This is a genomic window from Nonomuraea sp. NPDC050478, from assembly GCF_044458265.1.
GTDB lineage: Bacteria > Actinomycetota > Actinomycetes > Streptosporangiales > Streptosporangiaceae > Nonomuraea > Nonomuraea ferruginea.
This window is the reverse complement of record NZ_JBITHT010000012.1, coordinates 62,230-87,936: the sequence shown is the minus strand read 5'-3', so window position 1 is coordinate 87,936 and position 25,707 is coordinate 62,230. Positions and strand designations below refer to the sequence as shown.

General features: G+C 69.1%; 29 protein-coding genes and 1 tRNA gene. 19 read left to right on the top strand and 11 right to left on the bottom strand.

From position 1 onward, the window contains the following. Positions 1 to 14: 14 nt before the first annotated feature. Positions 15 to 758: a phosphoglyceromutase gene (locus ACIBF7_RS42010; protein WP_148036685.1), complete on the top strand. Its 744-nt coding sequence runs from the start codon at positions 15 to 17 to the stop codon at positions 756 to 758. 620 nt (positions 759 to 1,378) lie between these two features. Then, entirely contained in the window at positions 1,379 to 1,921 is a 543-nt protein-coding gene (locus ACIBF7_RS42005; RefSeq protein ID WP_271277487.1) for a GNAT family N-acetyltransferase, read from the top strand. Positions 1,922 to 2,505: 584 nt separating this feature from the next. Here ACIBF7_RS42005 and phoU read toward each other — a convergent pair. Further along, positions 2,506 to 3,150, bottom strand: coding sequence for a phosphate signaling complex protein PhoU (phoU, locus tag ACIBF7_RS42000; RefSeq protein ID WP_148036686.1), 645 nt, complete (start codon positions 3,148 to 3,150; stop codon positions 2,506 to 2,508). Positions 3,151 to 3,274: 124 nt separating this feature from the next. Between phoU and ACIBF7_RS41995 the strand changes: the two genes are divergently transcribed. Both ACIBF7_RS41995 and ACIBF7_RS41990 read left to right on the top strand, forming a co-directional pair. After that, positions 3,275 to 4,453 carry a cell wall metabolism sensor histidine kinase WalK gene (locus ACIBF7_RS41995; RefSeq protein ID WP_246640229.1) on the top strand — a complete coding sequence of 393 codons (1,179 nt, stop codon included), beginning with the start codon at positions 3,275 to 3,277 and terminating at the stop codon, positions 4,451 to 4,453. After that, complete coding sequence (locus ACIBF7_RS41990; RefSeq protein ID WP_148036687.1) at positions 4,450 to 5,142, top strand: response regulator transcription factor; 693 nt, start codon at positions 4,450 to 4,452, stop codon at positions 5,140 to 5,142. Before ACIBF7_RS41995 ends, ACIBF7_RS41990 begins: the two co-directional genes overlap by 4 nt. Positions 5,143 to 5,205: 63 nt before the next feature. Here the strand turns inward: ACIBF7_RS41990 and ACIBF7_RS41985 are convergent, their stop codons facing one another. Then, positions 5,206 to 5,787, bottom strand: a complete 582-nt coding sequence (locus tag ACIBF7_RS41985) for a copper chaperone PCu(A)C (RefSeq protein ID WP_397199619.1) — start codon at positions 5,785 to 5,787, stop codon at positions 5,206 to 5,208. Between the two features lie 238 nt (positions 5,788 to 6,025). Here ACIBF7_RS41985 and ACIBF7_RS41980 point away from each other — a divergent pair, with 238 nt between their 5' ends. The 4 genes from ACIBF7_RS41980 to ACIBF7_RS41965 all read left to right on the top strand — a co-directional run bounded on the left by ACIBF7_RS41980 (position 6,026) and on the right by ACIBF7_RS41965 (position 7,808). Further along, positions 6,026 to 6,508, top strand: a complete 483-nt coding sequence (locus tag ACIBF7_RS41980) for a CarD family transcriptional regulator (protein ID WP_043624891.1) — start codon at positions 6,026 to 6,028, stop codon at positions 6,506 to 6,508. Between the two features lie 17 nt (positions 6,509 to 6,525). After that, entirely contained in the window at positions 6,526 to 7,005 is a 480-nt protein-coding gene (gene ispF / locus ACIBF7_RS41975; protein ID WP_364233048.1) for a 2-C-methyl-D-erythritol 2,4-cyclodiphosphate synthase, read from the top strand. 139 nt (positions 7,006 to 7,144) lie between these two features. Beyond that, positions 7,145 to 7,432: a GlsB/YeaQ/YmgE family stress response membrane protein gene (locus ACIBF7_RS41970; protein WP_271279252.1), complete on the top strand. Its 288-nt coding sequence runs from the start codon at positions 7,145 to 7,147 to the stop codon at positions 7,430 to 7,432. A gap of 97 nt (positions 7,433 to 7,529) precedes the next feature. Further along, a complete protein-coding gene (locus ACIBF7_RS41965) occupies positions 7,530 to 7,808 on the top strand; it encodes a GlsB/YeaQ/YmgE family stress response membrane protein (RefSeq protein WP_271279251.1) in 279 nt (92 codons plus the stop codon). Positions 7,809 to 7,920: 112 nt separating this feature from the next. On the opposite strand, the gene ACIBF7_RS41960 is transcribed toward ACIBF7_RS41965, so the two are convergent. Further along, on the bottom strand, positions 7,921 to 9,054 hold the full coding sequence (locus tag ACIBF7_RS41960; RefSeq protein WP_397199618.1) for a DUF2637 domain-containing protein: 1,134 nt from the start codon (positions 9,052 to 9,054) through the stop codon (positions 7,921 to 7,923). Between the two features lie 115 nt (positions 9,055 to 9,169). Here ACIBF7_RS41960 and cysS point away from each other — a divergent pair, with 115 nt between their 5' ends. Then, positions 9,170 to 10,561, top strand: a complete 1,392-nt coding sequence (gene cysS, locus ACIBF7_RS41955; RefSeq protein WP_148036692.1) for a cysteine--tRNA ligase — start codon at positions 9,170 to 9,172, stop codon at positions 10,559 to 10,561. Here the strand turns inward: cysS and ACIBF7_RS41950 are convergent. Further along, positions 10,558 to 10,980: a DUF6157 family protein gene (locus ACIBF7_RS41950; protein ID WP_397199617.1), complete on the bottom strand. Its 423-nt coding sequence runs from the start codon at positions 10,978 to 10,980 to the stop codon at positions 10,558 to 10,560. The genes cysS and ACIBF7_RS41950 overlap by 4 nt on opposite strands. A 54-nt stretch (positions 10,981 to 11,034) precedes the next feature. Here ACIBF7_RS41950 and rlmB point away from each other — a divergent pair, with 54 nt between their 5' ends. The 5 genes from rlmB (at position 11,035) to ACIBF7_RS41925 (ending at position 14,061) form a co-directional block, all read left to right on the top strand. Beyond that, positions 11,035 to 11,994: a 23S rRNA (guanosine(2251)-2'-O)-methyltransferase RlmB gene (rlmB, locus tag ACIBF7_RS41945; protein WP_364233060.1), complete on the top strand. Its 960-nt coding sequence runs from the start codon at positions 11,035 to 11,037 to the stop codon at positions 11,992 to 11,994. A 21-nt stretch (positions 11,995 to 12,015) separates the two neighbouring features. Next, positions 12,016 to 12,088 (top strand) — tRNA-Thr (locus tag ACIBF7_RS41940). A gap of 91 nt (positions 12,089 to 12,179) precedes the next feature. Next, positions 12,180 to 12,377: a DUF2283 domain-containing protein gene (locus tag ACIBF7_RS41935; RefSeq protein WP_397199616.1), complete on the top strand. Its 198-nt coding sequence runs from the start codon at positions 12,180 to 12,182 to the stop codon at positions 12,375 to 12,377. 203 nt (positions 12,378 to 12,580) lie between these two features. Next, positions 12,581 to 13,603: a hypothetical protein gene (locus ACIBF7_RS41930; RefSeq protein ID WP_397199615.1), complete on the top strand. Its 1,023-nt coding sequence runs from the start codon at positions 12,581 to 12,583 to the stop codon at positions 13,601 to 13,603. Positions 13,604 to 13,764: 161 nt separating this feature from the next. Then, entirely contained in the window at positions 13,765 to 14,061 is a 297-nt protein-coding gene (locus ACIBF7_RS41925) for an Imm8 family immunity protein (RefSeq protein ID WP_397199614.1), read from the top strand. 178 nt (positions 14,062 to 14,239) lie between these two features. Here ACIBF7_RS41925 and ACIBF7_RS41920 read toward each other — a convergent pair whose 3' ends face one another. The 3 genes from ACIBF7_RS41920 to ACIBF7_RS41910 form a co-directional block, all read right to left on the bottom strand. After that, on the bottom strand, positions 14,240 to 14,581 hold the full coding sequence (locus ACIBF7_RS41920) for a DUF4279 domain-containing protein (RefSeq protein WP_397199613.1): 342 nt from the start codon (positions 14,579 to 14,581) through the stop codon (positions 14,240 to 14,242). Further along, on the bottom strand, positions 14,556 to 15,455 hold the full coding sequence (locus ACIBF7_RS41915; RefSeq protein WP_397199612.1) for a hypothetical protein: 900 nt from the start codon (positions 15,453 to 15,455) through the stop codon (positions 14,556 to 14,558). Before ACIBF7_RS41915 ends, ACIBF7_RS41920 begins: the two co-directional genes overlap by 26 nt. 254 nt (positions 15,456 to 15,709) lie before the next feature. Further along, on the bottom strand, positions 15,710 to 16,468 hold the full coding sequence (locus ACIBF7_RS41910) for a class I SAM-dependent methyltransferase (RefSeq protein ID WP_397199611.1): 759 nt from the start codon (positions 16,466 to 16,468) through the stop codon (positions 15,710 to 15,712). 160 nt (positions 16,469 to 16,628) lie between these two features. On the opposite strand from ACIBF7_RS41910, the gene ACIBF7_RS41905 reads away from it, so the two are divergent. Further along, positions 16,629 to 17,231 (top strand): TetR/AcrR family transcriptional regulator, encoded by a 603-nt coding sequence (locus tag ACIBF7_RS41905; RefSeq protein ID WP_364233086.1) that lies wholly within the window; start codon positions 16,629 to 16,631, stop codon positions 17,229 to 17,231. 41 nt (positions 17,232 to 17,272) lie between these two features. Here ACIBF7_RS41905 and ACIBF7_RS41900 read toward each other — a convergent pair whose 3' ends face one another. Beyond that, a complete protein-coding gene (locus tag ACIBF7_RS41900; RefSeq protein WP_397199610.1) occupies positions 17,273 to 18,244 on the bottom strand; it encodes a hypothetical protein in 972 nt (323 codons plus the stop codon). Between the two features lie 95 nt (positions 18,245 to 18,339). After that, positions 18,340 to 18,750: a DUF6463 family protein gene (locus tag ACIBF7_RS41895; protein WP_397199609.1), complete on the bottom strand. Its 411-nt coding sequence runs from the start codon at positions 18,748 to 18,750 to the stop codon at positions 18,340 to 18,342. A gap of 123 nt (positions 18,751 to 18,873) precedes the next feature. On the opposite strand from ACIBF7_RS41895, the gene cpt reads away from it, so the two are divergent. The 4 genes from cpt to ACIBF7_RS41875 all read left to right on the top strand — a co-directional run bounded on the left by cpt (position 18,874) and on the right by ACIBF7_RS41875 (position 22,300). Beyond that, positions 18,874 to 19,410: a chloramphenicol phosphotransferase CPT gene (gene cpt, locus ACIBF7_RS41890; protein WP_246640231.1), complete on the top strand. Its 537-nt coding sequence runs from the start codon at positions 18,874 to 18,876 to the stop codon at positions 19,408 to 19,410. Positions 19,411 to 19,448: 38 nt separating this feature from the next. Further along, the gene (locus ACIBF7_RS41885) at positions 19,449 to 19,730 is read left to right on the top strand and encodes a hypothetical protein (protein ID WP_397199608.1); all 282 of its coding nucleotides are present in this window, start codon (positions 19,449 to 19,451) and stop codon (positions 19,728 to 19,730) included. A gap of 483 nt (positions 19,731 to 20,213) precedes the next feature. Beyond that, positions 20,214 to 21,806, top strand: a complete 1,593-nt coding sequence (locus ACIBF7_RS41880; RefSeq protein WP_397199607.1) for a hypothetical protein — start codon at positions 20,214 to 20,216, stop codon at positions 21,804 to 21,806. An 89-nt stretch (positions 21,807 to 21,895) separates the two neighbouring features. Beyond that, positions 21,896 to 22,300 (top strand): VOC family protein, encoded by a 405-nt coding sequence (locus ACIBF7_RS41875; protein WP_148036709.1) that lies wholly within the window; start codon positions 21,896 to 21,898, stop codon positions 22,298 to 22,300. On the opposite strand, the gene ACIBF7_RS41870 is transcribed toward ACIBF7_RS41875, so the two are convergent. Next, positions 22,231 to 23,877 carry a sigma-70 family RNA polymerase sigma factor gene (locus ACIBF7_RS41870; RefSeq protein WP_397199606.1) on the bottom strand — a complete coding sequence of 549 codons (1,647 nt, stop codon included), beginning with the start codon at positions 23,875 to 23,877 and terminating at the stop codon, positions 22,231 to 22,233. The genes ACIBF7_RS41875 and ACIBF7_RS41870 overlap by 70 nt on opposite strands. Next, positions 23,878 to 25,617 (bottom strand): RICIN domain-containing protein, encoded by a 1,740-nt coding sequence (locus tag ACIBF7_RS41865; protein WP_397199605.1) that lies wholly within the window; start codon positions 25,615 to 25,617, stop codon positions 23,878 to 23,880. It abuts the gene before it with no gap. Positions 25,618 to 25,707 lie beyond the last annotated feature (90 nt).

The following is a 25,707-nucleotide window of genomic DNA, read 5'->3' as shown; positions in this document are numbered from 1 at the left end:
CTAGGATGGGGCGCATGGCGACTTTGGTGCTGCTACGGCATGGCGAGAGCGACTGGAACGCGAAGGGCCTGTTCACCGGCTGGGTGGACGTGAGCCTGTCGGCGAAGGGCGAGGACGAGGCCCGCCGGGGCGGCAAGCTCCTCACCGACGCCGGCCTCTACCCCGACGTCGTCCACACGAGCCTGCTCAACCGGGCCATCCAGACGGCCCAGTTCGCCCTCGGCGAGGCCGACCTCCTCTGGCTCCCGGTCAAGCGCTCCTGGCGGCTCAACGAGCGCCACTACGGCGCCCTCCAGGGCAAGAACAAGGCCCAGACCCGCGAGGAGTTCGGCGAGGAGCAGTTCATGCTCTGGCGGCGCTCCTACGACACGCCCCCGCCGCCCATCGCCGACGACGACGAGTTCTCCCAGGTGGGCGACCGCCGCTACGCCCTCCTCCCGCCCGAGCTGATGCCGCGTACCGAATGCCTCAAGGACGTGGTGGACCGGATGCTGCCGTACTGGTACGACGACATCGTCCCCGACCTGTCCGCGGGCCGCACCGTGCTCGTGGCCGCCCACGGCAACTCCCTGCGCGCCCTGGTCAAGCACCTGGACGGGATCAGCGACGAGGACATCGCCGGGCTCAACATTCCCACGGGGATCCCTCTGCGGTACGACCTGGACGAGCACTTCCGGCCGCTGAAGCGCGGCGGCGAGTACCTGGACCCGGAGGCCGCCAAGGCCGCCATCCAGGCAGTGGCCAACCAGGGCCGCTGAGGGGGTATCCGTTCACGGCTGTGAGGTTTTGTTCGGCGTGAGCCGTCTGGTTCGGCGTGAGCCGTCCAGTCCTTGGTGAAAACCCTCAAATCTTTTTGGGAACCCCTCGGGCAGGGCGCCGTTACGCGTGCCTGACGGCCCGCTCAGCCCGCCGTAGGCCGTGAAGGCGTGGCCTTGCGCGGTGCCAGGCGCTTCGCGCCTCGACAGCAAGACGTGTTGTGGGGGGGCTCCGCCCCCGCGCCCCCGAGAACAGGCGCGGCCCTGCGCAGTACCAGGCGCTACGCGCCTTCCGGCTCAGGCTGTGTCGTGTGGGGGCAAGCCCCCACACCCCCGGCGAGAGGGCTGCCGCCCCCTCGCGCACCCCGGACCTCGCCCGGATTTCGGCGTTGGCCGAAGGCGTTCACCTGCTCTCCTCCTCCGCTGCCGGAACAAGCTGACATGGCCGACGAACGGTTGCCGAGTTCGGCGACCCAGATATCAATAGAGCCTGCGACAACGAAAGTTCACCACCCTGGCCGAGATCGGCGTCGCCTCCGTCGACCGTCTCATCAACGCCAATTCGCAGAGTGGCCGCTATCCCCGCCTGGCATGATCAGATTGTGGTTCGACACTCAGTAACTTTGCGCAAGATCGAGCTGCAAGACTGGCGAGCCGTTCACTCCTGGGCTTCTCTCGACCGGGTTTGCCGCTTCCAAGCCTGGGGGCCGAACACGGAAGAGCAAACCCGAGCGTTCGTGGCAGAGGCTGCTGAGGCGTGGTCGCACACACCCCAGCAGCGGTTCGCCTATGCCGCTCGCGTCGAAGGCGACATCGTCGGAATGGGCGAACTGCACCTCCGGAGCCGAGAGCACCGCCAAGGCGAGATCACGTATATCGTGCACCCGCGGCTCTGGGGTCATGGAGTAGGGACGGCGATCGGGCGAGAACTCCTCGCACGAGGCTTCGAGAAGTTCGACCTCCATAGGATCTTCGCCACATGCGACCCGCGCAATCTCGGCTCAGGCCGGGTGCTCACCAAGCTCGGCATGACCTGGGAAGGACGTCATCGTCATACCGCACTCATCCGGGACGGTTGGCGCGATTCCGAGCTGTTCAGCATTCTGGAAACCGAATGGCGTAGTGATCACGCTCAGGGCGGGTTCGCAAACGGGGCGAACCACTAGGGCTGTTCTGGCTCCGGGTAGAGCCAGAAACCCATGCATGATCAGGGTGTTCAAAAGCGATGGGTGGGGCCGACTCTCACTCGAACCGGCGCCTTCGAAGTTCAACGAGTGGAGCCACGGCTCGTCCGAAGGCGGGTCTGTCTTTCACGAGAGAAATCAACCGGCTGGGGTCCGGGGAGCGCGAGGGGCGGTAGCTCCCTCGCCGGGGGTGTGGGGGCTTGCCCCCACACGACACAGCCTGAGCCGGAAGGCGCGTAGCGCCTGGTACTGCGCAGGGCCGCGCCTGTCCCCGGGGGCGCGGGGGCGAAGCCCCCCCACAACACGTCTGAGCTGTCGAGGCGCGAAGCGCCTGGCGCCGCGCAGGGCCACGCCTTCACGGCCTACGGCGGGCTGAGCGGGCCGTCAGGCACGCGTAACGGCGCCCAGCCCGAGGGGTTTCCCAAAAAGATTTTCTGGTTTTTGACCCTAATGACCGGCTTTGCACCTAATAAAACGGCACACCGAACCAGACAGCACACCGAACAAGAACCGGGCGCACCGAATCACATCGGGTGCGCCGAACCAGGCGGCGCACCCCGAGAGCATCACTCCGGCCGCGTACCCGTCACCAGATAGACGACATCCCTCGCCACACTCACCGCGTGGTCCGCGTACCGCTCGTAGTACCGCCCGATCAGCGTGATGTCGATCGCCGGCTCCACCCCGTGGCTCCAGTCCTTGCTGAGGATGGTGCGGAACAGCCGCCGGTGCAGCCGGTCCATCGCGTCGTCGTCCTGCTCCAGCTCCAGGGCGACCTCGACGTCGCGGGAGGCGATGCAGCCGCCGGCCTTGGTGACCAGGTTCTCGGCGATCTGTCCCATCTCGATGATGGTGGAGCGGATCTCGGCGGGGATGGCGGAGTCGGGGTGGCGCAGGCGGGCCACCTTGGCGACGTGGACGGCGAGGTCGCCCATGCGTTCCAGGTCGGCGCCCATGCGCAGCGCGGTGATGACGAGGCGCAGGTCGACGGCCACCGGCTGCTGCCTGGCCATGAGGTCGAAGATGGACCCCTCGATGCCCGAGTAGAGCGCGTTCACCTCCTCGTCGCGGGAGATGACCTGCTCGGCGAGCTGGAGGTCCGCGTCGAGCAGCGCGGTGGTGGCGCGCGAGATGGCGGAGCGGACAAGCCTGGTCATCTCGACCAGCCTGTCAGTGAGGGCGTCTAGTTCTTCGTGGTACGCGTCACGCATGACGTCACCGTACGGCGACGTCTGTGAACGAACTCCGACTCGGAGGTGAACTTTCCGGGAAAGGGCGGTTCATCTCCCTGGTGAGGGGTCTGTGCGCGCGGGGGCGCCGCCTACCATCGGGAACATGAGTGAGATGGCCTTGAGCTTCGCGGCCCTGGCCGGCTTCGTCGTGGGGGCTCTGGCTGTGTTGTTCTACCGTAACCAGATCGAGGCGCCCAGCAGGAAGAGCGAGGTCTCCGATCCGGGGGTCACGGCGCTGCCGCAGGGCGTGGCCTCGGTGCTCGCGGTGCTGCCCTCGTCGGCGGTGGTGCTCGACGCGCACGACCGCGTGCTGAGGGCCAGTTCGGCCGCTCGCGCGTTCGGGCTCGTCAAGGGTGACCGGCTGATGGTCGCCGAGCTGCTCGCGCTGGCGCGGCAGGTACGGCGTGACGGCGAGATCCGTGAGACGGAGATCGACGTGGCGGGCAACAAGTTCGGCCAGGAGACCACGAGCTTCGCGGTCCGCGTGGCGCCTCTCGGCTCGTTCGGCCAGGTGCTGGTGCTGGCGGAGGACCAGACCGAGCGGCGCAGGGTCGAGGCGGTGCGCCGCGACTTCGTGGCGAACGTCAGCCACGAGCTCAAGACCCCGGTCGGCGCGCTGAGCCTGCTGGCGGAGACGATCCAGGACGCCGCCGACGACCCCGAGGCCGTCACCCGGTTCGCGGCCCGCATGCAGCACGAGGCGGCCCGGCTCACCTACCTGGTGCAGGACATCATCACGCTGAGCCGCATACAGGGCGCCGAACCCATCCCGGCGCCCGCCCAGGTCTCCATCGACGAGGCCATCGGCGTCGCCATCGACCACTGCAACACCCGCGCCGGCGCCAAGGACATCACGCTCGTCACCGGCGGCACCGACGGGCTGCGCATCTGGGGCGACGAGGAGCTGCTGGTGACCGCGCTGCGCAACCTCATCGACAACGCGATCGCCTACAGCCCGGAGCACACCCGCGTGGTGGTCAGCACCCGCCCCGCCGGGGAGAGCGTCGAGATCAGCATCAGCGACCAGGGCATCGGCATCCCGGAGGAGGCGCAGGAGCGCATCTTCGAGCGCTTCTTCCGCGTCGACACCGCCCGCTCGCGCGCGACCGGCGGCACCGGTCTCGGCCTGGCCATCGTCAAGCACGTGGCCGCCTCGCACGCGGGCGAGGTCTCCGTCTGGAGCAAGGAAGGCTCCGGTTCGACCTTCACTTTGCGCCTGCCCGCCTTCGGCGGGACGGCCATTCCGGCACAACCTGCAATCCCTCTGGAGGCCGCCCCGTGACCCGTGTACTCGTCGTGGAAGACGAGGAGTCCTTCTCCGACGCCCTTTCCTACATGCTGCGCAAGGAGGGTTTCGAGGTCTCGGTCGCGGCGACCGGGCCCGAGGCCCTCGACACCTTCGACCGCAACGGCGCCGACCTGGTGCTGCTCGACCTGATGCTGCCGGGCCTGCCGGGCACCGAGGTCTGCCGCTCGCTGCGGCAGCGCTCCAAGGTCCCGGTGATCATGCTGACCGCGAAGGACAGCGAGGTCGACAAGGTCGTGGGCCTGGAGCTGGGCGCCGACGACTACGTGACCAAGCCGTTCTCCTCGCGCGAGCTGGTGGCGCGCATCCGCGCGGTGCTGCGCCGGCAGGGCGACGCCCCTGAGGAACTGGAGACCGCGGTGCTCGCCGTCGGCCCGGTGCGCATGGACGTCGACCGGCACGTGGTGGCGGTGCGCGGCGAGCCGGTGCAGCTCCCGCTGAAGGAGTTCGAGCTGCTGGAGGTGCTGCTGCGCAACGCCGGCCGGGTGCTCACCCGCGGCCAGCTCATCGACCGCGTGTGGGGCGCCGACTACGTCGGTGACACCAAGACCCTGGACGTGCACGTCAAGCGGCTGCGCGCGAAGATCGAGGCCGACCCGTCGAGCCCGCGCTGCATCCTGACCGTGCGCGGCCTCGGCTACAAGTTCGACACCGCCGAAGACTGACAGAACCCCTTCGTCCCGTACGAGTGCGCGTACGGGACGAAGGGGTTCTGGCGTGTCCTGGGGTCAGTGGGCCTCTTCCTCGGCCGCCTCGGTCGGCTTGGGCGAGGGGGTCGGCGCGGGGACGGCGCCCTCGACCGCCGGGTAGGACGCGTACTCGCGGCTGTGCGGCATCACGGGGACGTCCAGGGTGATCGTGCCGGCGTTGGCGAACTGGAGGTCCAGCCGGAGCGCCTCACCGCCTCTGAGGGCCTTGCTGAGGCCTTCCAGGGTGATCTGCGGCGTGGCGGCCTCCGCCTTGACGAGCTGGCCCACCGGGAGCTGCACGGGCGCGGCCAGCTTGGCGCTCGCGGCGTCACCGGCGCTGACGGACTGCAGCGTGTCGGGGGAGTCGCCGTTGTTGAGCATCGTCAGGTAGACGGGGACGGAGCCGCGCCACGGGATGCTGCCGCCGGGCTCGGGGCCGAGGATGAACGCCTGGGGCACGTGGACGCTCTGCTTGCCGTAGGCGCCCTGGTCGATCAGGGCCGCCGCCTCCACCGGAGCGTACGGCTTGGTGGTGTTGGCGTCGAAACCAACAGAACAGCCGGCGAGTACGGGGGCTGCCAGGAACGCGGCGGCGGCGACAATCCAGCGACGGCTGGTCACGAGCGGGTTCTCCTTGGTTCGCACATGGGGATGGGCAGCGCCTACCATATCCACCTGTTTCCAAGGTCATTTCCACACCCCCGCAGGTCATTCGGTATGTCCGGATATGCGATTCACAGAGTTGACCTCTTGTCAATCCCCAATATGCGGCTTTGACCTGCAGTTATGATGATTTCACTGTTCCGGGACCCTGTGGATGCGTGGTACTCTGGAGTACAGCGGAAGGGGTACTTGTCACATGACTTTCCAGGTCGGCGACACTGTCGTCTACCCCCACCATGGGGCTGCTCGGATCGAAGCAATCACGAAGCGATCCATCAAGGGTGAGGAAAAGACCTACCTGGTGCTCAAGGTCGACAAGGGCGACCTTACCGTCCAGGTGCCAGCTGAAAACGCAGAACTCGTCGGGGTGCGCGATGTTGTCGGCCAGGAGGGCCTGGAGCGCGTTTTCGACGTGCTGCGCATGCCGCACACCGAGGAGCCGACGAACTGGTCGCGGCGCTACAAGGCCAACTTGGAGAAGCTCGCGTCCGGTGATGTGAACAAGGTCGCCGAGGTCGTCCGCGACCTGTGGCGCCGAGACCGCGAGCGCGGCCTGTCCGCGGGCGAGAAGCGCATGCTCGCCAAGGCTCGCCAGATCCTCGTCAGCGAGCTCGCGCTCGCCGAGAAGACCAACGAGGACAAGGCGGAGGCCCTGCTCGACGAGGTCCTGAACTCCTGAGCGCGATCGTTCCACGGGTGGGCGTCGGAGTCGACGTCCACCCGTTCGCATCGGGCCGGGAGCTGCATCTCGCCGGCCTGCACTGGCCGGGCGAGACCGGCCTGACCGGCCACTCGGACGGCGACGCCGCCGCGCACGCGGCCTGTGACGCCTTGCTGTCCGCCGCGGGGCTGGGCGATCTGGGCGGCCTGTTCGGCACTGCCGACCCGCGCTGGGCGGGCGCGTCCGGCGCCGCATTGCTGGAGGAGACCGCGCGCCAGGTGCGGGCGGCCGGCTTCGAGATCGGCAACGTGGCCGTCCAGGTGATCGGTAACCGCCCGAAACTGGCTCCCCGGCGCCTGGAGGCGGAGAAGGCGCTCAGCGTCGCTCTGGGGGCTCCTGTGAGCCTCAGCGCCACCACCACCGACGGGCTCGGGCTGACCGGACGCGGCGAAGGGATCGCCGCGGTCGCGACCGCGCTCGTCGTCAACCTCACGCCGGGATCAGCCGTCCTTTAACCGGTGGGCAACCTGCCGCCCGCCTGTTCCATGGCCGACGGCGGTCCGCTCTGGCGCGGTGCGGATCGCCGTCTACCAGGGGTAACTTGCCGAAATGCCGGGTATGTCCCTCTGAAGACGCTTTCGGGGGGAGCTATACATGATCGGCGCGATCGTTTCCGCGGTAATCATCGGCGCCATCGTCGGCGCGCTGGCCCGGCTGATCCTGCCGGGAAAGCAGAACATGTCCATCGGCCTGACACTGATCGTCGGCATCGTGGCGGCTCTGCTCGGCACGCTGATCGCTCAGCTGTTCGGCTGGGCCGACACCAGGGGCATCGACTGGCTCGAACACATCCTCCAACTCGTGCTGGCGGTGATCGGAGTGTCGATCGTGGCCGGATCGGCCAGGGGGAAGGGTGGCGGAAGAGGGCGAACCACCACCTGAGCTGCAAATTTGTAAATCTCCGGCATAAAGGCTGGAGATCGGGTATCCCACTCCCCGTGCAGGATGAACCGCTCATCCTCACGGGGAGGTTTGTGTCATGACAATCCAGTCCATCCTGGGCGCCATCGTGATCGGCGCCGTCATCGGCGCGATCGGGCGTCTGCTGCTTCCGGGCCGGCAGGCCATCGGGTGGATCCTCACCATCGTCGTCGGCATCGTCGCCGCCCTCGTCGGAACGATGATCGCTCAGGTCATCGGCGTGGAGACGACCCCCGGCATCGATTGGATAGAACTGGTGCTGCAGGTCGTCCTGGCGGTCGTGGGCGTCGGCATCGTCGCCGGCCTACGCCGTGGACCTCGCGGTACAAGCATCTAGCCGGGGCCTGTGACCCCGGGAACCGTGCCTGATCCCGAGAGCACGGAGCAACACGCGCAAAGCCCGCCCGGCACTGATGCCGGGCGGGCTTCGCGCATGTCAGGCGGCGTTCTCAGTCCTCCGGCGGCAGGGGCGTGCTGCGCAGCCGCCCCGACGGCGCCTCCCCGGGGGACGGCCGGTGGCCGTCGCCGTCGTTCTCCTCGACGACGGGGTGAGGGGCGGTGTCCTCCAGGGCCTCCGCGGCCCGGCCGTCCTGCCCGCGCTCACCGGCGTCGGCGGCCTCCCGGCCGTGCCCCGGGTCCGGCTCGTCGTCCCGCACCACGGGCACGGGCTGCGTGTCGGCGCCCTTCTCGGCGCCCGTGGCCGCGCGGGGATGCACCAGGACGTCTCTCGGCTTGACCCGATCACCCCACCGCACGGGCCGCTCAGGCTCGGGCTCCGGTTCCGGCTCCGGGGCTTCCTCAGGGGCCGGTTCCGATAAGGACGCGGATCGTTCAGGAGCCGAATCCGGTACGGGCGAGGCCGCGGACGGTTCGGGGGCCGAATCCGATGCGGGCGAGGGGGCCGTCTCCTCTTCGGGACGGTGGGCCGGCCAGCGGGTGACCTGCTCCGAGACCGGCGGGGTCTCCGAGGCGGGAGTGGGGCCGACGACCGGCGTCGTCTCCAGCGCGGCCGGGGCGGCGGCGGCCAGGGGCGGCGGCTCCTCGGACGGCCGCGGCCCGGCGGCCGGGCGCGGCAGCTCGACCGTCCTGTCCGCCTCGACGCCCCGGTGGAACGGCACGATGTCGTGCTCCCCCGTACCGTCGTGGTCGCGCGCGGATCCCCGGCCGTCCTGCACGTGCTTGATCAGCAGCATCCAGAGCCACAGCCCCAGGGCGAGCATCACCCACGGCGCGACGGCCACGCCGACGGCCGTCGGTGAGGCCGGGAACGCGTGGCCGAGCGCCGTGGCCACGTTCACCGCGGCGGCCGCCAGGATGAGCAGGACCAGCACCACCGCGGCCTGGGCGCGCACCAGCGCGCGGGCGGAGCGCAGCAGCAGCACGCAGATCAGCGTGACCGCGAGCAGCGCGTCGAACCCCGCCGGGTAGAGGTAGGCGAGGTCGGGACGGGCGCCGCCGTGCACGGCCAGCGCCCGCAGATCGTCGAACGAGAGCACGCACGCGGCGCCCGTCAGCGCGGCGACGGCGAGTCCGGCCAGGGCGATGCCCAGGCGGCGGAGCGTAGAGGGGGGAGTCACGTCCATGGCGGTTCGAGCCTACAGAACAATGCACTCCCGGGCCGATCAACGCGACCGTCATCGCACATGGTGGCGCGGTAATCGCATCCACGACGGTGGCTGAGGCGTTAGCCTTGCTTTTGTGAGCCTGCGCCTTTACGACACCGCCACTCGCGACATTCGCGCATTCGTCCCGCTCGAAGCCGGCCGGGCGTCGATCTACCTGTGTGGCGCCACCGTGCAGGCCCCTCCGCACATCGGCCACATCCGCTCGGGCGTCAACTTCGACGTGCTGCGGCGCTGGCTCATGCGCTCCGGCTACGACGTGCTGTTCTGCCGCAACGTCACCGACATCGACGACAAGATCATCAGAGTGTCCGCCGAGGAGCGGGTGCCGTGGTTCGTCGTCGCCGAGCGCAACCAGCGCGCCTTCACCTGGGCCTACGACACGCTCGGCTGCCTGCCGCCGACCGTCGAGCCGCGCGCCACCGGCCATGTGCCGGAGATGATCGAGCTCATGCGGCGGCTCATCGACCGCGGCCACGCCTACGCCTCCGGCGGCGACGTCTACTTCGACGTGCGCTCCTGGGAGGACGAGTACGGCAAGCTCTCCAACCAGAAGCTGGACAACATGCGGGCGGCCGGCGACACCGACGACGAGTCGTGCAAGCGCGACCCGCGCGACTTCGCCCTGTGGAAGGGCGAGAAGCCCGGCGAGCCCACCTGGCCGACCCCGTGGGGCCCCGGCCGTCCCGGCTGGCACCTCGAGTGCTCGGCGATGGCCACCAAATACCTGGGTCCGACGTTCGACATCCACGGCGGCGGCCTCGACCTGATCTTCCCGCACCACGAGAACGAGATCGCCCAGTCCCAGGCGGCGGGCGACGGCTTCGCCCGCTACTGGATGCACAACGGCCTGGTCAAGATCGGCGCCGAGAAGATGGCCAAGTCGCGGGGCAACTCGCTGCTGGTCCCGGACATGGTGCAGAAGGTCCGCCCGGTCGAGCTGCGCTACTACCTCGCCGCGCCCCACTACCGCTCCTCCATCGACTACTCCGAGGAGGCGCTGCGGGAGGCCGCGACCGCCTACCAGCGGATCGAGGGGTTCGTGACCCGCGCCGCCGAGGTCATCCACGACGTCGACGCCGACGCGCCGCTCCCGCAGGCGTTCGCCGACGCGCTCGACGACGACCTCGGCACGCCTCAGGCGCTCGCGGTCGTGCACGAGGTGGTCCGCGAGGGCAACGTCGCGCTGTCCAAGGGCGACAAGGAGGCGGTGGCCCGGCTGCTCGCCGAGACCCAGAACATGCTCGACGTGCTGGGCCTCGACCCGCGCTCGCCGCAGTGGCGCACGGCCGGCTCCGACCTCAAGCCGGTGGTCGACGCGCTGGTCGTGGTCGCTCTGGAGCAGCGCAAGGCGGCCAGGGCCCGTAAGGACTACGCCGCCGCCGACGCGATCAGAGACCAGCTCGCCGAGGCGGGCGTCACCGTCGAGGACACCCCGCACGGCGCCCGCTGGGAGCTGCGCGGCTAACGGCGGCGGGTGCGCATCGCCTTCAGCACGCGGACACCCGCCACCTCGCCGGCGACGATGCGCTGATACTCGTCCGACTCCATCGGACACAGCGTGATGCGGCCCGTCCCGTCGAAGAGCAGGCCCCAGCCGTGCTTCTTCGGCAGGGGCGAGGCCCGCAGGCAGGCCTGCGACCTGCTGAAGAACCGGTCGCGCAGCTCGGCCCGCACGTCCTGCGGCGGCTCCGGGTCGTCCTGGCGCCGCAACCAGCTCTCGAACAGCACGTCCTCCTGGGTGAGGGCGCCCGGATCGGCCGCGAGCAACTCGTACTGGACGCTCGCGACCGTCGGCTCGCCACCCCTCGGCAGCGGAACCTCGGCCCGGATGACCTGGGTGTCCTCGGCGACCGCGATGAGCGTGTCGTAGTAATTCAGATCCACGTCCGCCAACCTAGACGGGCCAAGGGACTTGGCGGCGCAAGTACCCTTGATTCCATGGCAGCAGGGGGTAAGCCGGGCAGGCCCGCGAAGAAGAAGAGCCCGACCAAGGGCACCGGCGGCCAGCGTCGCCGCGGCCTCGAAGGCAAGGGCGCGACCCCGCCCGCCGAGATGCGCCACTGGTACAAGGACAAGGCCAGGGCAGAGCGCGTCGCCCGCGAGGAGCAGGGAGGCGGCACCCGCCGAGCCCCCGCGCGCACCAGACGCTCCGACGACGCCCCCGAATACATCGGCGGCCGCAACCCCGTCCTGGAGGCACTCCAGGCCGGCGTCCCGGCCAGCGCCCTCTACGTCGCCCACCGCGTCGACAACGACGACCGCGTACGAGACAGCGTCAAAATCGCCGCCGACCGCGGGATCGCCCTCATGGAGGTCACCCGCGACAAGCTCGACAGGCTGACCGAGGGCGCCGTCCACCAGGGCGTGGCCCTCCAGATTCCGGCCTACGACTACGCCCACCCGGCGGAGCTGGTCGAGCTGGCCCGCGACGCGGCCGAGACCCCGCTCATCGTCGCCCTCGACGGCGTCACCGACCCCCGCAACCTGGGCGCCATCGCCCGCTCCGCCACCGCCTTCGGCGCCCACGGCCTGCTCGTCCCGTCCCGCCGCTCAGCCGGCGTGACGGGCGGCGCCTGGAAGACCTCCGCCGGCACCCTGGCCACCCTGCGCGTCGCCCGCGCCGCCAACCTCACCGCCGCCCTCCGCGAATACCGCGACGAAGGGCTCTTCGTCATCGGTCTCGACGGCGCGGGCGACGCGGAGATCGGCGACGTCGACCTCCTGGCGGAGCCCCTGGTCGTGGTGGTCGGCTCCGAGGGGAAAGGGCTGTCGCGGCTGGTCCGCGAGCAGTGCGACGTGGTCGCCCGCATCCCGATGCGCGCGGCGGCGGAGTCGCTCAACGCGGGGGTGGCGGCAGGGGTGACCTTGTACGAAGTGGCTCGTCATCGACGGCGGTGACCGTCTACACTGATAGGCCGTGCCGACGTAGCTCAATCGGCAGAGCATCTGTCTTGTAAACAGAAGGTTTGGGGTTCGATTCCCCACGTCGGCTCTTCACGACGAAGCCTCTGAACTGGTGTCTCCGGTTCAGGGGCTTTGTGTTTGTCAGGACAATTCTCGCGATCTTGCTAACAGGAGACTCCGTGACTCTGGAAGAGCATTCCGGTACGTGGACCTACGATCCCCAGGCAGAGGCCGCGTACATCTACCTGCGGGGTCCCATCACGCCCGGTGGCGTGGCGCGGACGGTCACGGTGGACGGGCCTATGGTGAACTTCGACCTGGACGAGAGCGGCCGGGTGATCGGTATCGAGATCCTGGCCGCGTGGCCAGGAGAATAGGAAAAGGGCCGTACCGAGCTGGGAGGGCTGCTCGACAGTGCCACTACCAGCGCAGATCCGGCCCTATGATCGCGAACTGTCACGGAGTATTAGGGTGGTCCCCGACTAAACGGGGGTTGCAGAGGACCACGGAAACGACGGGAGTCGCAGTGCAGCGCGTCAGCCGACGGGTCAGTACCATCGCCGGGGCGGGCGTTCTCGCTTTGCTCCTGACAGGCTGCGGAGGTTCCGATACCAGCAAGAACGTCAGCGGTGACAAGCCGGAGGCGGACCAGGCCGCGTCCACGGCTACGCCGCTGACACTCGACACCGCACCGCGGCGAGCGCACTACACCGACCGCGGCAAGAAGGCGCACGAGCTGACGCTCCACCCGACCCTGCTCGAGCTCGGCTCGGCCGAAGACCTCAAGGACGTGCGGCTCGACGACGACGTACGTGGGATGGTGCCGCACTACCTCACCGTGTCGATCACCAACACCGGATCTGGTGAGGTCCAGAGCGCTCAGGTGGTCAACAACTTCCGTCTGGCGCTCGCGGACGGCACCGCCGGCGAGCGCGTCTCGTTCTTCAGCAGCAACCCCCTGGCCTCGCCCGGCAGCGGCCCGCTGGAGACGTGCAACGGCACGAAGGCTCCGAGTGCCTTGACAGCAGGCCAGGCGGCGACCGAGTGCCGGGTCGTGATGCTTCCCAAGGGCACCCAGCCCGCCACCGTCTCCTACAGCGACGACTCCGGCATCCAGATGTGGAAGGTCGAGGGCGGCGACACCGGCAGCAGCGTGCTGCCCTCGGACAAGCCGGCCGAGGTGACGTGGAAGGACGCGCGAGACAAGGAGGTGCCGCTGACCGTCACGCCGAAGAGCGTGCGCAAGGCCGGTCCCGACGCGCTCGCCGATTACAAGCTGAACGCCAGGCAGAAGGCCGCCACGGCGCACTTCGTCACGCTCCAGTACCGCAACAACGGCACCTCCAAGCTGTACCCGGGCATGGACAGGGCGGTCTTCCTGCGCACCGCGAGCGGCCAGACCCTGCGCCCGCTCACCCTCATCGCGATCGGCAGCAACGGCCCCAAGGGCTGCGAATCATCCGTGCCCTACGGCATGGTTCAGCCCGGCAAGAGTGTCCGGCAGTGCGGCGTCTACCTCGTCAGCAAGGGCGACAAGCCCGTCGCCGTCACCTTCTCCTCCACCGCCGACGGAGCCGAGCCCGTTACCTGGAAGGCCTCCTGACGTCGACGATCCGTGCTTCGTTCCTCAGCCGTAGGTCAACGCCTCTTTGAGCCAAGATCCCTGCTACTCCCAAGGTGACGGCCCACTTGTTAGGCGATCATGGGACTGTGAGAGTACGACTAGGAGAGTTTCGTTGGGTAGATCTTGAGGCGGGGCGGAGGATGGACGATCCGGCCCGTGCCTGCGAACTTCTGGAAATGTATGTCGGTCCTCAGGGTGAGCTGGGCGAGGAGCGATTTCAACTCACCGTCTGCACCCCGTCGGCCCTCACAGAGCAACTCCGTCATCGCCCCTTTCTCATCGGTCGGCACTGGCTCTTCGTTGCCGAACTTCATCCCGACAAGGTGACCGAGTGGCTGAGCGATCGCATTGCCGCACTGGAGGCCCCTACATGGGGTGAGCTGGCAGAGAAGATCGCCCGGATCGGAGAGTGGGAGTACGAGGATTACACCGGCTGAGGACTGGCGATCCAGCTCAGTCTTGGGAGCCACCGGGGTCTGTTTCCCCAGGAGAGCGCTGGAGATGGCTTCGGTCGCGGCACGTCGGTCGCCTCCCAGCAGGTGAGGATGGACAGCGATCAGTCCAGCGCTCAGTTCGTGCACTCCGAGGCCCGTGCGAGTGTCTCCATCGCCAGCCCTACGATAAGTCGTACTCGTCGATCCATAGATCGGCTCCAGCTCTCTGAAGAGAACTAATGGCTTCTGCGTCAAGAACGAGGCCTCGCGGGCTGGAGTGCTCTCCCGGTTCGAACGACCGAAGCATGACCAACGTGGCCGTTGCGCCACCAGCGGTCAACTCTCTGATGCGATCCCAGGCGCCGGCCAACTGATTCATCACAGCTTCCACCTGCTCATCGAGTGAGGTGGTCTCCGCAAGGCCGGAGTCGAGCATCCATTCGTGTCGTGGCGGCAGTAGGCGCCCACTCTTCCTGCCATGTCGTGACTCCTTCGCCTCAGACCGAGTCGGCTCGACGCCCACGTATTGGGTGATCTCGGTCTGACTCGATGACGGCTCCGCTCTGCCGGCGGCCCCTGCGGATCTCCCAGCGGAACCCGCCGCCTGCTCGGTGCTGATCGAGAAGGGCCATCTCAGCACCTGAGATGGCTAGGCCGTGACAGCGTGTGATGGAGTTCGGGGTGATGCTGCGGACGCCGTGACCATCGATCTCGATCAGTGGGAAATCGGGGTAGGGGCAGGCGTGGACCACTTCGCGTCCGACGTTCAACGAGTAGCAGTCGCACCAGAAGACGTCTGGAGTGTGGTCCGACGCCATCCAGGGTTGGCCACCGTCACAGTCCCAGCGCGCCAGGCCGATTGCGAAGCCGTAGGACCGGGTGCCGTTCGGGTTGGGGAACCAGTAGTTCGACTCGTCGAAGTAACTGATCCAGATGGCGCCCCGGGCGTCCGTCATGAGGTGCTTGATGCCGTCACCGGCGTAGAAGGCTGACTGGATCTGGCCGCCTCCATCGATCACCTGGACGTTATGGGTGAGGTCTAGTTCGTCCTCTGGAACCGGCTCCTGGTAGCGCTCGATTCCGATGCCTACAGGCTCACAGCGGGCAGCGGCCAGCACGATGCCATCGCCGTGGGTGTCGATGAGGGCGACCTGTTCGTTGAGGTCTGTCAGCGGAATCTCGTGGATCTCCGGCCCGTCGCAGATGACGGCGGTTGCGTCGTAGCGTGAGGGCTGCCGGAGTTGAGAGGAGCGCGGGATGGGGACGAAGCGCTGGGCGGGGTCGGCGACCAGGGCGGCGAGCCGGCCGCGGTGGTCGATGGTCGAGGCCAGGACCTCATGCCGGGCGTAGCGGTCGGGGAGCGTCGCGTGCAGCGCGAGCCGGTGGTCAGCGACCATGAGCCTTTCTCGTTGTCATTCCTTGATGATCGCATACAAGGCTAGGTCCTACCTGATGTTGCTAGCGCGGCTGCTGACATGTCCATGCACAGGTGTGGACGCCCCTGGAAGCTATGGGAGCCGCCGCGCAGGCGCCCGTGACGGCGGTGGACCCCTGCGGCGCGGGACGGGAGCTTGTGATCGTCTACTTCACCGGCGTACCCGGGAGCGCGTGTGCCGCTCCCGGCCCACGCGTCCTCCGAGTGGTGGGCGACTCAGGTGTTCAGTGACGCGGTGATCGCCATCGTGGTATAGGCCATGGTGAAGCTGCCACCGATCGCGTCGATGGCGGCCCCGACGCCCTCCAGCACCTCGGCCAGCTTGTCTGGCGGGAGTCGGGTGAGCGCGCCGGTGGTGGGCAGCAGGTCGAGCCAATCGTCGCGGCTGTAGTACTGCTCCCAGTCGAATCGCCACTGCTCCGGCTCGCCGAACCCGGCCGTCTTGCGGATGCCGTCGGCGAACGTGGCGAACATCGCCTGGTAGATGTCCTGGGCCGGCCTCGGCGATGCGGCGCTGAGCGGCGAGTCGGGCGCCACCTTCTGGAAGACGGTGGCGAACGCCTCCGCGACGAAGGGCGGCGGGTCGTACGCGTGCGCGAACACCGCCAGCAGGCCGCCGGGACGCAGCACCTGCGCCGCCTTGGCCGGGCCCGCGACGGGGTCCACCCAGTGCCAGGACTGCCCGGCGACCACCGCGTCGAAGGTGCGACCGGCGGCGTCCCAGTCCTCGAACGTCGCCGTCTCGACCTCGACCCCGGTGCGGCGGGCGAACTCGGCCATCCGGACGTCCGGCTCGACACCCAGCACCTTGCACCCGGCCGCCAGGAACTGGCGGGCTTCTATGCCGGTGCCGCAGCCGACGTCGACGATGTCGGGGCCAGGGCTGGCGGTGATGATTCGCTGCACCAGGGCGTCGGGATAGTCGGGCCGGGCCCGGTCGTAGCGTTCGGTGTCGACCCCGAACGACTCCGCCATCTGCCTGGCCTTATGGGGCTCGTTCCGCGGAGGCTCTGGTTGCTCCTGCGCTAGAGTGGGCATGTGCCCACAATAGTGGGCGCATGCCCACTCATCAACCCGCGCACGGTTCGCGGTGAGCGAAGGGCGGGCGGAGGCGGGTAAGAAGGAGGAACGGGCGATGCCGACTGGAGTGGCCCTCCGGGATGTGCGGCAGCAGTTGTTCGACGCCGCCGAACGCGTCCTGCTCCGGGACGGGGCGAACGACCTGACCAGCCGGGCGGTCACGGCGGAGGCGGGCGTCGCCAAGGGCGTCCTGCACCGGCACTTCGAGGACTTCGACGCCTTCCTCGCCGAACTCGTGCGGGACCGCATCGCCCGGCTCGAGAGCCAGGCCGACGCCCTTCGCGGCTCCGCCGGGACCGGCGACGTCGCCGGCAACCTGACCGGGGCGCTTGTCGACCTGTTCGACTCGGTCGCCGTGGCGATCGTCGCTCTCGTCATCTTCCGGGACGAGTTGCGTGCCCGGCTGCGTCAGGCCCGTTCGGCTCCCGGTGTTCCGGTCTTGACGGATGCTGCAGCCATGATCGCCGCCTACCTGAACGAGGAGTGCGAACTGGGCCGCATCGCGGCGGACGCCGATGTGGAGGCGCTGGCGCTTTCCCTGATCGGGGCCGGGCACATGTTGTTCGCCGGCCGGGAGGGGGTCCCGCCGGAGCCTGAGGAAGTCGGCAAGGTCGTGAACGCCGTCATCGCCGATGTCGTGCAAAGACGACTGCTATGAGCTGATGTCCTGCGAAGACGGACTTCACGTTGGCTCCGGTATTAAATCCTCCGATCAGGGCCTGGCCGCGTTGCCAGGACCGTGGCGGTGGCCAGGGCGGTGAGCGCTGCCAGGAGGGCGGCGGCGGTCAGGGTCAGGGCGTCGGGGTGGATCAGGGGCTGGGCGCGTAGGGCCTGCCAGGTGACCAGGGCGATCAGGCCGGTGTAGCTCGTGGCGAGCACGGCGATCAGGCGGGCGCGGGTCCGGTCGTCGCGTAAGCGGGGGTAGCGAGCCGCCAGTGCCGCCAGGAGCAGGGCGGCGATCAGCATGACCTGCAGGCCGTGCATGCCGACGAAATGGGGGACCCGCAGGTCGCCGCCGGTGGTGCTCCACTGCGTCAGGGGAAGGCCGGGGCCGCCGTCGGGGACGCCCACGCTGTGACCGCTGCTCAGGGATACTCGCTGGCCGCTGGTGGTCAGGGCGGTCTCCGCCTTGCCCTGGATGGGGATGAGGAAGCCCAGGGCCATGCCGGCGACGGCCAGGGCCAGGCCTGTGTGGATCGCCCGGCTCATGGCGCGGTCGGCGTGGACGCGCTGGAAGGCCAGGATGATCGCGAGCGCGAGGTTGGCCAGCATGATGAGGAGCACGGCATTGCCGAAGACGACCAGCATGATCTTCTCGGCCGGTGCGGTGGACTTGTGGAAGTGGCTGAAGGTGCCGCGGGCGGCCTGGACGGCGACGATGACGGTGTCGACGAACCCGGTGACGGCGAAGACGGTGGCCAGGCCGGAGGTCCACTTCCTGCCCCGGTGAGGCAGGGACAGCATCCAGGCCAGGGTGGTTCCGTAGACGGCCATCGACACGGCGAACTTGAACGGCTTGAGCCAGACGGGGGCGCCGAGAAGCACCCGGTCGTCGAGCACGAGCCCGATCGTCGAGACGACCAGCAGAAGCAGCATCGAGGCGACCATCAGCATCAGCGGTCGATGCCACTGCATCACCCGGCGAAGCGGCGTACCAAGGACCGTGGACACGGAACCTCCTGGGGGGCGACGGATTCATGGCCAGAGTCCCGGTCGCCGGCCGCGGCCACATTGCCGCGCACCCCCGTCTTGCGGTAGGGCCGGCCCTACCGCCTGGCGGTGAGGTTCGCCGTGATGAGCAGGCCGGCGGGGACGGCCGTGAGCAGGAAACCGCTCGGTCCGATCAGGGTGACGGCCAGGGCTCCCCAGGCGAGGGTCGCCCAGCCGACATATCCGGGTACGTGTTGTCCCTGCCGTCCCAGCCGTGCCACCAGGAGTCCCAGCAGGGCGAGGACCACGACGAATCCGCCCGGCAGTGCCCAGAAGATCGCCAGGGAGTCGGCGTCGGCGACCCCGTCGCGGAGGTCTCCGGCGAGCCAGCTGGACCAGGGGGCGAGGAGGGCGAAGACGGCGGTGTGCGCCACGGCGATCATGATCATGCTTCGGCCGGCCCAGATGGTGAGCCGGCTGGGGGGTGCGGACAACGCGGGCTGGTAGGTCGCAGGTGTGGTGCTCATGGGTACGCGCTTTCCGGGGACGAGGTCCGGCGCCCTCCCCCGTGCGAGGGAGGCGGCTCCCTCGCCAGTGGGGGAACGGGAAAACCGGTTGGGGCGTGCGGGGCGGGCCTCTAGGGTGGCGCGATGACAACTCAGGTGATCGTGCTGAACGGTGGCTCCAGTTCGGGAAAGTCCGGGATCGCCCGGTGCTTGCAGGCGGTGCTGCCGGATCCTTGGCTCGCTTTCTCGGTGGACGACCTGGTCGACGCGATGCCCGCGGCCATGCGGGCGTCGGAGGAGGGGATCGAGTTCGCTCCCGACGGCCAGGTGATCGTGGGGCCGGAGTTCCGGGCGCTGGACGAGGCGTGGACCGCGGGGATCGCGGCGATGGCCCGCGCGGGTGCCCGGATCGTCGTGGATGACGTGTTTCTCGGCGGGGCGGGGTCCCAGCAGCGGTGGGAGAAGGCTCTCGCCGGGCTGGACGTGCTGTGGGTCGGTGTGCGGTGCGACAGCGAGGTCGCCGCGGGGCGCGAGATCGCCCGGGGCGACCGGACCGAGGGGATGGCCGCGTTGCAGGCTGAGGTGGTTCACGAGGGTGTGGTCTACGACCTGGTGGTGGACACCACGCATACCGAATCGCTGGAGTGCGCGCGGCAGATCGCCGGGCGGGTGCGCCAGTAAGAGCGACGTTGTACGGTGCGGTTGGAGGTGGGGAGCCCATGGCGGACGAGCAGATCAGGACGATCGGCGGATGCCACATGTGCAAGCGCACCTTCGGCTTCGTTCCCGCGCAGGTCATGACGGTCATGATGGATCCCGAGACCCGCCTGCCGCTGGGCATGACGGTGTCGGGCGCCTTCCGTGAGCCGACGCCGGAGGCGACCGCGAGAGCGGTCGAGGCGTACGTCTGCCCCGACTGCGTCGACAAGGTGAAGCAGCTGAAGGAGTTCATGGACAGGCCCGTCCCTCCCTTCGGCACCTGGCAGAGGGGCAATCCCTGATCACACCAGGGTGATGCGCTGGTCGGCGGAGTCGGTGTAGGCGCCGCAGAGGAGGTTGCCATCCTGTCCGTTCAATTCCAGGACATGACCACCGGTTCGGATGGGACCTCTCCAGTCAGTAGGCATTCCAGCAGCAGGGAGCACGCATTCATCCGTGGCGCGCAGGTCGGTCAACGTCCACCAGGTGACGGACCCAGTCGCCGACGCTGGTGTAGCAGGACGCGGGCCGAGGAACGCAGGATCGGGCACGATGACGGTCGTAGAGTCACTGGGCGCGGGCGCGATCGATGCGGACTTGCGTGATCGCAGTAGGTGCGGAAGGACCTCCGCGGTCGGCGATCAACTACAGGGCTGCACCGGGTCCGCGTTCACGACCTTCCGGGCAGTGAGCACGTACTACGATCAAGCCTCATCGTGCCCTTATACCGTTTGGCGGCTTGTGCCTCTTTAGTCCTCACCATTGGTTCGATCATTCTCGGCCTGGTGATCGGCACCGCGACGCCCGCATGGCTGGTCACCATGTGGTATCCACCCGACGAGATCGTCGGGAGGTCTCCTCTGGTGCCGGTGCTGGCCTGGTTGCTGCTGCTCGGGCTGGTGAACGCGTGGATGCTGTGGCAGGTGCTGCGGGTGCCCGCGCCGATGGCTCTGCCGATGCGCTCGGCGGCCACGTGGCTGAGGCTGCTGCTGTACGCCAATGTGGTGTGGTCGCTGATCCCCTCGTTCCTTCCGGATCTGGTCGAGACGGTCATCGGAGTGGTGCTCCGGTTGTCCTTGCTCGTGCTGTTCACGGTGGTGTTCACCCGCTCAGGTCTGCCCTTCCGGCTGGCTCTGCTCCTCTTCGGGCTGGTGGAACCCGTCGCGTTGCTCGCGAGCGGCCTGGTGAGCGATGCGAGGCCCCAGCTCTTCCTGGGGCCGGCCGCGAAAGCGACCGTCATGGCCGTGGGTGCGGCGGCGCTCGTCGTGATGGCGCTGCTCCTGCTCGCCCAGTGGCGCGATGGACGCTGGAGCCGGGTGACGCTCCTCATCGGGTGGGGCACGTTCGTGAGCCCGTTCCTGGTGGAGCTCGTGGACAGCCTGACGAGCGGCAGCGTGATCGAGTCGATCGCCGAGGCGATGGATGTGCTCCACATCGTCTGGATGGCGCGTACGGCACATGAACTGAACCATGAGCCGAGGCGGAGGGCGCCCCTGCGCGTGCCCGCGGCGGTCGCGCCCGTGGCCGCGGTCCTCCTGCTGATGGTCGTCGGACCCGAGGGCGCTCCGCGTCTCACCTACGCCTGGCGGAACGGTGACCTCATGGACTGTTGGGTCAGGCAGCCGCCACGTGTCGCCGATGTCCCGGCCCGCCAGCGTGATCGAGCCTACCTGTGCGCCGTGCGGAAGCCTGATCGGGAGGTTTCGGACCAGGAACTGCTCAGCAGGGGCAGAGGCGCGTGCGTCAGGTTCGCGGCAGGGGAGCCGGTCAAGGCTCGTCCTGCGCTGCTGGCGCTGATCTGCCCGGACGTGATTGGACGGAAATATCCGGACCTGTTGCTGTCGTCCGCTCAGATCGAACAGCAGCAGGCCGAGGAGGAGAAGCTCCGGCGCGAACAGTCGGCGCGCGAGGCGCGCGAGGAGGACGCCCTGTGCCGCGACCCGTGGCCCGCGCTACGCACCCGCTTCCAGGCGACCGCGTCCTATTACGACTGGGACAGTCAGCCGTACGGGATCTACGACGCGGAAGCGGACACCGGAGAAGATACCGAGGCGATGTGGAGTGCGGGGTCGTCCAGCCCTCTGGTGACTCATGGCCGGCTGGCACTGATCTTCACGCCTGCTCAGGACTGGGCGACCTGCGTCACGGCGAAGGCGTTGCGCTCGGCCCCGCCGCCCCTGCGACGCAGTGGCTGGGACAAGGTGGTCGAGGCGGACATCCTTAGCGAATCTGGTCGCCTGGTGATGCAGACACTGTCGGCGAGCAAGGTGCGCTTCCCCAACCTCGCGCGCAGTGGTCCCGGCCGTTACCGGTTGCGCCTGTACACACGCCCAGGAGTGGATCTCATTCTCGTCTATCCGGCGGGGAAAGCGTCGTAGCGAGAGTCGGCCGCTCCTGGCTCCAGGCGCCGTCCTCGATCGTCCCGGCCGTCCCCCCGGACCCGCGGCCGGCCACTACTCTGCCGGGCATGCGGATGTTGCACCTCGGGTTGCGGGTGACCGACCTGGAGCGCTCGCTCGCCTTCTACACCGCGCTCGGGTACGCCAAGCTCGGGTTCGTCCCCGAGACGGACTTCGGCAGCCTGACCATGCTGCAGTTGCCCGACGATCCGTTCGTCAGCCTTGAGCTCGTGTACGACCCCGCGCGGCCGGTCGAGGACACCGGGGCCGTCAACCACCTCGTGGTGCAGGTGGACGATCTGGACGCGACGGTCGCCGATCTCGCGGCCAAGGGCGTCACGGCCGAGCCGCCCGCGGAGCTCGGGCCGGGGTTCCGGACGTCCTGGCTGACCGACCCCGACGGTTACAGGATCGAGCTCGTGCAGTGGCCGCCGGGCCATCCGCCCGGGATGACGGCGGCCGATTTCGTCTGACGGGTCCGTACGTCGGTCGACCCCGACGCCATGGTGAGCGGGTCGCCGCCGGCGACACCGAGGAGGCACGCACGTGGCTGCGGAGCGTCCGCGTCACCGGTGGGGAGCCGGTCCAGGATCATGAGCCGGTGCGGAAGGTGATCCGCTGGTCGGCGGAGTCGGTGTAGGCGCCGTAGAGGATGAACGCGGTGGGGGGGGCGCTTGCCGCCGAACTCCTTGCCGATCGACAGGGCCATGCCGGTGGAGACGTTGACCAGGCGGGGCACGCCGTCGCTGAAGGTGGGTCTGTTCCAGCGCTGGGCCGGGGCGGCCGAGCAGGGGGTGAGCTGGACGGTACGGATGCCGCCGCCGTTGAAGGAGACCGTGTCGTACTTGGCGCCGGCTGTCAGGCATCGCCCGGTCACGGCGTTGACGAGCTGGAACCGGGACGCGTCGCCCTTGACCCGCCAGGCTGTCCCCGGGTCGGTGCAGCTCAGTGCCGCGACCTGGGTCCCTTTCGTGCCGACGCACCGGCCCGCGTAGCTGATCCGGGTGTCGGCGACCGCTGCCGGGGTGGGCTTACGGGTCTTCGAAGGTGAAGGCGAAGGTGAAGGCGAAAGCGAGGACGAAGGCGAGGGCGAAGGCGAAGGGGAGCCGGAGGGCGAGGCAGAGGGGGAGCCGGAGGGCGAGCGCGTGGGAGTGGGAGTGGAGGAGGTGGGCGGGGCGGCCGCGGGCGGGGGTGAGGGCTCCGGTGGCAGGGTGAAGACGATCGCGGCGGTGATCACGGTCGCCGCCGTCGCCGGGATCGCCCACCCCAGCATCCCCATGGAGGCGCTCTTCGAGGCGGCGGCCTTGCCCAGCCCTTCCACGGCGAACGGCAGCAGTGCGATGGGCAGCGCGGCCCGCAGCGTGGCGTTGAGGTCGAGCAACCGGCTGTGCGCACGCGCGCAGTTCGGGCAGGAGTCGAGGTGCGCGCGCAGGGCCCGGGGGAGGCGGCCGCTCTTCTTGCGTACGGCCGCCGCCAGCGGGTCGGCGTACTTGCGGCAGTCGCCCGAGGCACCCGCGACGTGGGCGGCCAGGTACGCCTTGCGCAGGCCCTCGCGGGCGCGGAAGGCGAGCACGCCCACGTTGCCGGGGGTGGTGCCGAGGATCTCCGCGACCTGCTCGGGCCGCTCGTCCTCGATCACGGTGTGCCACAGCACGGTCTGCCAGCGCGGCGGCAGCGACCGGTACGCGCGGGTGACGAGATCGTCGGGCGGCTCGGGCTCGGCCACGGTCAGCTCGTCGTCCCGGAACTCGGGGGTGAGGACCCGCCGCTGATCGGTGCGCGCCCATTCGGCCGCGGTGTTGCGGGCGACCGCGTACAGGTAGGGGCGCCACGCGCCGGACGGGCCGGCCTCGCCGCCGCGGACGGTTCGCAGGGTGCGGGTGAACGCCTCGCTGGCCAGGTCCTCGGCGATGTGCGGGTCCTGGCACAGGCGGCGGGCGAAGGCGAGGACGGCGGCGTGGTGCCGCTCGTACAGCTCGGCCACGGCACGGCTGTCTCCGGCCCTGACCAGCCTGGTCAGGGCCGCGTCCTCGCGCTGCGAATCTTCCACTTACCTGATCGTGAACGTGAGTGACCTGCTCGGGTGCGCGGTCTTGGCGTGCACGCGGGTGTGCCCGGCGCCGACGAGCCGGGTGGCCCTGGTGGCGGCGATCTTCAGGGTAATGGTCCCGTTCTGCTGGGTTTCAACCACCCACTGCTGCCTCGTGCTCGTCTTGCCGCACCTGGTCAGGACGACCGAGCGCAGGCCCCTGCGGGCCGAGCCGAGGGTCAGGCAACGGCCCTGGCTACGGATCTGCACGGCCTCGCCGGTGGTCGGCACCAGCCGCCAGTTCGCCGCCCGGCACGAGCCCAGGCGCACGTTCGTACGGAAGGAGGTCAGGCAGCGACCCGACGCGCTCTCGATGCGGATGTTGCGCGACACCGGCAGCGACGTCCGCGTCGGGCGAGGGGTGGGGTTCGCGGTCGCGCTCTTGGTCGGGGTCGCGGTCGGGGCCGGGGCCGGGGCCGGGGCGGCCGTCTTGGTCGGGGCCGGGGCGGGCGAGGAGCCGGTGCGCAGGTACTCGGCCACCATCGGGGTGCCGCCGCCGCGGACCACCTTCGCTCCGGCGCCGTCCTTCACACCCTGGACGGTGAGCTTCGCGCCCGACTTCCCGCCGGAGCGGTTGAAGAAGTTGGTCTTGTCCTGGTCGGCGTCCGGGATCCACTGCTGCGACTTCTGCTTCGCCACGCACGGCGCGGTGATCACCGGGACGGCGTCCTTGTCCTTGGCGGTGAGCTGCAGGCAGCGGCCGGTTCCGGCGTTGCGGATCGTCAGGTAGCCCTGGGTGTCGATGCTGCGGCGCCAGACCTGCTTGTCACTGTTCGAGCACTCCGCCTGCGTCACCTGCTGGGCGCCGCCGTCGAGGCACAGCCCGCTCTCCACCACGCGCATCCGGAAGTCCGCCGCCGGGGTCGGCTGGTCCTTGATCAGGTACGGGCTGAACGCGACGTTCCTGTTCTCGGCCAGCGGCTCCCCGGCCGGCTGCGAGGCCCTGGTGGGCTCGAAGTAGCGGAACTTGTCCGTACGGCACGAGTCGAGGTGGTAGTTGGACGCGGTGTCGGCGGTGCACTCGGGCCTGCTGCCCATGTTGCGGCAGACCGGGTCGTCGCCGTTGCCTTCTGACGTGCCGTCCACGTTGCAGTGGCCGAGCCCGAAGCCGTGGATCATCTCGTGGGTGAACCCGGCCTCGCTCCAGCACCAGCGCGGCAGGATGACGCCGCCGGTGCTGAGCCCGGCGTCCGCGCCGCCGCCGGTGCAGGAGTTGGTGATCTCGTTGTCGCGGACGAAGAACATGAGCTTCACCCGCTTGGTCGCCACGAGCTCACGCACCCGCGCGGGCTGGCCGGCGAGGTTCTCCGAGAACGCCGTGCCCAGCTCGGCCCGGTTGCGGCCCTTCACGAAGGGGATCTGGGCCACGATCGGACGGCAGTCGCCGTCCTGGACGTACCTGATCCGCAGCGACCCCCCGAACCGGCGGGCGCTCGCGTCGAAGGTCTGGTCGGTCTCCCACAGCGTCCGCTCGACCGATGCGAGCTCGGTGGCGTACTGGCTCTGGCCCGGCTGGTGGGCGTAGACCGGAAGCACCCATCCCTTCCCCGCGGCGTCCGTGGCATCACAGGCGAACCCGGGCGTGGCGGCCTTGGGCGCCGCCTGCGTGGTCGCGGACGCGACCGGCGCCGTCCCGACCAGGACGCTCGCGGCCACCGTGGCTATGAGTGACAACGCGAGCGTCAGTCTGTTCCTGCTCATAAGAGCTCCTCTCGTTCACTAGAGAGGAGTGGGTGCACCGCTGTGGATTACGCGGTTTCGGAAATCCCGATGTAATGCCGGGCGGCCCTC

Bases quoted from the DNA above. Each gene is read 5' to 3' on its own strand.
- ACIBF7_RS41905 (WP_364233086.1), top strand. From the start codon at position 16,629: ATGCCGACTGGAGTGGCCCTCCGGGATGTGCGGCAGCAGTTGTTCGAC.
- ACIBF7_RS41980 (WP_043624891.1), top strand. From the start codon at position 6,026: ATGACTTTCCAGGTCGGCGACACTGTCGTCTACCCCCACCATGGGGCT.
- ACIBF7_RS41970 (WP_271279252.1), top strand. From the start codon at position 7,145: ATGATCGGCGCGATCGTTTCCGCGGTAATCATCGGCGCCATCGTCGGC.
- ACIBF7_RS41875 (WP_148036709.1), top strand. From the start codon at position 21,896: ATGCGGATGTTGCACCTCGGGTTGCGGGTGACCGACCTGGAGCGCTCG.
- ACIBF7_RS41925 (WP_397199614.1), top strand. From the start codon at position 13,765: ATGGACGATCCGGCCCGTGCCTGCGAACTTCTGGAAATGTATGTCGGT.
- ACIBF7_RS41995 (WP_246640229.1), top strand. From the start codon at position 3,275: ATGAGTGAGATGGCCTTGAGCTTCGCGGCCCTGGCCGGCTTCGTCGTG.
- ACIBF7_RS41965 (WP_271279251.1), top strand. From the start codon at position 7,530: ATGACAATCCAGTCCATCCTGGGCGCCATCGTGATCGGCGCCGTCATC.
- ACIBF7_RS41910 (WP_397199611.1), bottom strand. From the start codon at position 16,468: ATGGCGGAGTCGTTCGGGGTCGACACCGAACGCTACGACCGGGCCCGG.
- phoU (WP_148036686.1), bottom strand. From the start codon at position 3,150: ATGCGTGACGCGTACCACGAAGAACTAGACGCCCTCACTGACAGGCTG.
- ACIBF7_RS41885 (WP_397199608.1), top strand. From the start codon at position 19,449: ATGGCGGACGAGCAGATCAGGACGATCGGCGGATGCCACATGTGCAAG.
- ACIBF7_RS41895 (WP_397199609.1), bottom strand. From the start codon at position 18,750: ATGAGCACCACACCTGCGACCTACCAGCCCGCGTTGTCCGCACCCCCC.
- rlmB (WP_364233060.1), top strand. From the start codon at position 11,035: ATGGCAGCAGGGGGTAAGCCGGGCAGGCCCGCGAAGAAGAAGAGCCCG.
- ACIBF7_RS41865 (WP_397199605.1), bottom strand. From the start codon at position 25,617: ATGAGCAGGAACAGACTGACGCTCGCGTTGTCACTCATAGCCACGGTG.
- ACIBF7_RS41915 (WP_397199612.1), bottom strand. From the start codon at position 15,455: ATGGTCGCTGACCACCGGCTCGCGCTGCACGCGACGCTCCCCGACCGC.
- cpt (WP_246640231.1), top strand. From the start codon at position 18,874: ATGACAACTCAGGTGATCGTGCTGAACGGTGGCTCCAGTTCGGGAAAG.
- ACIBF7_RS42010 (WP_148036685.1), top strand. From the start codon at position 15: ATGGCGACTTTGGTGCTGCTACGGCATGGCGAGAGCGACTGGAACGCG.
- ACIBF7_RS41960 (WP_397199618.1), bottom strand. From the start codon at position 9,054: ATGGACGTGACTCCCCCCTCTACGCTCCGCCGCCTGGGCATCGCCCTG.